The organism is Ferruginibacter sp., from assembly GCF_031430955.1.
In the GTDB taxonomy this organism is placed as follows: Bacteria; Bacteroidota; Bacteroidia; order Chitinophagales; family Chitinophagaceae; genus Ferruginibacter.
On the sequence record NZ_JANPCM010000184.1, the window covers coordinates 1 to 4065 of the forward strand.

Consider the following 4065-nt stretch of genomic DNA (forward strand, 5'->3'; position numbering starts at 1 on the left):
CATTTTTGTATTAATACGGTAAGATGCTTAAAGTAACCATAAAATTTTACTATAAGACACGGTTTTTAATCAAAATGTTGCATCATTCGGGGTGACTCACCCGGAATGATGGTTTTTTAGCAGTTCCCTAATCTTTTTCACTTCTTCCCCATCCACCATTACTTTTTGTAAATCTTCCTGCATGGCATCTGCAACAAAATTCATTTGTGTATCCACAAAAACCCTGGCAGAAGTATGAAATTCTGTTGCGCCGGTAATTTTTGCCACTTCAATTACATTGGTTGATCTTAAACCGCTGCCGGGCATTACGATAATTCTTTCATCGGCCTGTTTAATTAATTGTGCAATTAAAGGGGCTCCGTCAAGACAATTGGGCACAAGGCCGCTGGTTAAAATTCTTTCGCAACCAATTGCAATAATATCTTCCAAGGCTTTAAAAGGATCATTCACTCTGTCGAATGCTCTTTGAAAAGTTACTCCCATCGGGTAAGCCAGTTGTACCAATTGTTTACAACGTTCAGTATCTACACTGCCATCTTTGTTTAACATACCAATTACCACACCATCGCAACCAAGTTGTTTATGCATCAGCACATCGGTTTTCATAATTTCAAATTCATCATCATTATAAAAAAAATCGCCGCCACGTGGCCGAATCATCGCATATAATTCTATCTGCAATTTTTCTCTTGCAGCTTTTATAAAACCGTAAGACGGTGTGGTACCACCATCGCCGGGGTTATCGCAAAGTTCAATACGTGTGGCGCCTGAAGCCTGCGCAAGTACACAACTTTCAATGTTGAAGGCAATTATTTCTAAACTCCAAACTCCTAAAGGAGCTTTTGCACTTTTAAATTCAGGAAAGATTTGTGTCATTATAAAACTTTAAGGTTTGAAGTATAAAGTCCTTTTCAGGCTTTAGCGTATGAGAAATTTCGACTCATAAATCTTATTTTCAAAACCGCTTTTTACACTAAATACAAAACCTTTTTGAATGGCATAAGCACCGTATTGCCCTTTTTTGTTTAGGGCTAAAAAGCCCACCTGCAATTCTTTTGCTTTTTTTCTATCTCTTTTTACAATTCTTTCCACAGCTTTTTTGCAGGCCATTTCGGGGCTCAATCCCTGCCGCATAAATTCCACTACCAAATGTGTTCCGCAAATACGAATCACTTCTTCGCCGGTACCGCTGCTGGTAGCAGCACCAATTTCATTATCAACAAAAAGCCCGGCACCAATAATGGGTGAATCTCCTACACGGCCATGCAATTTAAAAGCCATGCCGCTGGTAGTAACTGCGCCGCTTAAATTATTGTTGGCATCCATCGCCACCAATCCCATCGTATCATGATTGGGAGTGCCATCATCAAAAAAGTTTGGCGCAAACGGACCGTTAGCTTTTTTGTTTTCAATATTAATAACCGGTTTATATTCACTTTTTTTCAACCATTCAGCATAAGCTTTTTTTGCATCAGCAGATAGTTCGGTACTTTCCAAAACAAAGCCATTCTCTACTGCAAATTGCTGTGCGCCTGCACCCACTAAAATTACATGCGGTGTATTTTCCATCACTTTCCTGGCTACTGAAACCGGGTGTTTTATTCTTTCCAAACCAGCTACTGCACCACAGTTGGCATGTTCGTCCATTATGCAACTGTCTAATGTTACAATGCCATCTCTGTCGGGGTAGCCGCCTAAACCTACACAACAGTTCATTTCGTTTTCCATAAATATTGCACCGGCTTCTACAGCATCCAATGCCCGGCCTTTTGAAGCTAATATTTTCCAGGCTGCTGCATTTACGGCCATGCCACTATCCCATGTGGAAACTACAATGGGTTTTGTCGTCCCCTCCAGGCCGTTAGCAATTGACTTTTTTGCCGCAATGAGTGGTGCAGTTATTGCGGATAGTTTTAAAAATTTTCTTCTGTTGATCATTAAATATTTTTTTTGAACCGGGCATTGGTAATTTTATGTGACTTCATTGGTCTGGCCTAAGGCGAGACACTCTTGTACGATATACTCTTTACTGAGCTTTAATCATGTTTTACTCATTATGTTTTGTACAAAGCACCTTTCGTCCTTACAGGGCGATGAAAAACATACATTATTTTTTCTACCCACCTTAAGCTCCTACGGAGCCATACACAAATTCATTATCTTTTCAATCTTCGAAAAGTTCTTCTCCATTTCAACCTTTAGGAGATATGGGCTTCTTCGCTTAAATCTTCTCCATTTCCCCCTTTAGGGGATAGGGGTTAATACTCATCATTCATCGCAAAAATCTGCTTCTTCGTTTTCCATTTCCCTCTTGTAAAATCTGGAATATTTTGCACCTGCCCGCCTTCTATAATACTCTTTTCACTTAATGGGGTAATTGCATACCAGCTTGCATAATCATACACGTCTAAAGGAAATTCTGCGCCACGTTTTATACATTCAATAAAAGCATGATCCACAAAAAAATCCATCCCGCCATGGCCTGCACCTTCGGCACTGGCGCCATATTTTTTCCACAGAGGATGATCATGATCGGTTAACCATTTTTCGGTATTATCCCATTTATGATTATGCTGCATTTCTTTTTGAAAATAAATAAAGCCCTGTTTATTGCCGCCGCTGCCAAAGTCCTGCCACAAACCTTCTGTGCCCTGCACCCGAAAACCTAAATTATACGGCCGTGGAGAAGATACATCATGCGTTAATAAAATAGTTTCGCCATTGGCACATTGTATTTGTGTGTTTACAATATCGCCGCATTTAAAATTTAATTTTGCATTGGGGTGGTTGGCGCCACCTTTAGGATGCTCCACAATATATTTACGCAAGCCCCTTGCTTTTGAGGCGATGGAAGATAATTTTGTCATGCGGTTGCCCTTGTTAATATCCATCATTACGGCAACGGGGCCAAGGCCGTGTGTGGGGTACAGCTCGACGTTACGTTTTAAATTATGTTCGGTACGCCACTGTGCTTCGCTGTAAGCATTTTTACCAAACTCCACGCCGCTGTTGTAAGCAGTTACACCATCATTAAATAGTACACCACGTAAATCATGTTCGTACCCGCCCTGCCCGTGCAATATTTCACCAAACATTCCCAACCTCACCATATTTAATACCGCCATTACATCACGGCGGTAACAAACATTTTCCATCATCATCACCGGGATTTTGGTTTTTTCTGATGCGTTAACTACATCCCAGCACTCCTGCAGTTTTACAGCGCCGCAAACTTCGGCACCGACAATTTTTCCGGCATTCATAGCATCAATGGCTTGTATGCTGTGCCATTCCCACGGGCTGCAAATCATTACGGCATCCACATCATCTCTTTGCAATAATTTTTTATAATCGTAATTACCATTTTTATAAATAGCAGGTACCGGACGATTGTATTCTTTGAAAACTTTTAGCGCTTCATCAATACTTCTTTGCTGCGGATCGGCAATAGCGGTTATTTCTACATCTTCTCTTTGTAAAAAATTACCCATGTGCTCATGCGAACGCAAACCAACGCCTATTATACCAATGCGTACTTTTTCTTTTTTTACAGAAGAAAAAGCTTTGATAGAATTGTTTAGTGTAAGTGCGGCACCTGTAAGTGCAGTTGATTTAATAAAATTTCTCCGGTTAAAGGCCAAAGGCATAAGCAATCAGTTTTATGTTTTGGAAATGTTTTAGTTTTTATGGGGTCAGACGGTTCAGAACCGTCTGACCCATAAAAAAAATTATTTGTGCATCGAAAGTTTTTTTAACATATCTGTAGAAACAGTTTCAGCATACATACCATAAGCGCTGCTCATAGTACCTTTTACTTTTCCATCTTTCGATGCAATCGCATACACCACATCTTCGTCACTGGGGTTAGTGTCGCCTTCAAAACGATGCACTTCTACTATTTCAAACTCATGTGGGTTGAGGCAAATTTTATTATCGGAACAAATTATTTTATCGAAAGCAATATTAAAATCAACAGTATAGCCAGTGGCTTTTAAATCTTTTAATGCTTCTGTTACGGTATCGTACGATTTCATTTTTTTTCTTTTACTAAAGTTAGGGAAACTT

The 4065-nt window shown here is 39.9% G+C and carries 4 protein-coding genes; all 4 read right to left on the minus strand.

What is annotated here, in order from left to right; all coding sequences use genetic code 11:
• Positions 1-96: 96 nt before the first annotated feature.
• Positions 97-876: a copper homeostasis protein CutC gene (locus ACY65O_RS05065; RefSeq protein WP_462219762.1), complete on the minus strand. Its 780-nt coding sequence runs from the start codon at positions 874-876 to the stop codon at positions 97-99.
• A 42-nt stretch (positions 877-918) separates the two neighbouring features.
• Positions 919-1938, minus strand: coding sequence for a N(4)-(beta-N-acetylglucosaminyl)-L-asparaginase (locus ACY65O_RS05070; protein WP_462219763.1), 1020 nt, complete (start codon positions 1936-1938; stop codon positions 919-921).
• A 320-nt stretch (positions 1939-2258) separates the two neighbouring features.
• The gene (locus ACY65O_RS05075; protein ID WP_462219764.1) at positions 2259-3647 is read right to left on the minus strand and encodes a Gfo/Idh/MocA family protein; all 1389 of its coding nucleotides are present in this window, start codon (positions 3645-3647) and stop codon (positions 2259-2261) included.
• Between the two features lie 81 nt (positions 3648-3728).
• Positions 3729-4065 (minus strand): hypothetical protein (locus ACY65O_RS05080; protein WP_462219765.1); only part of this gene is annotated, 337 nt, incomplete at its 5' end.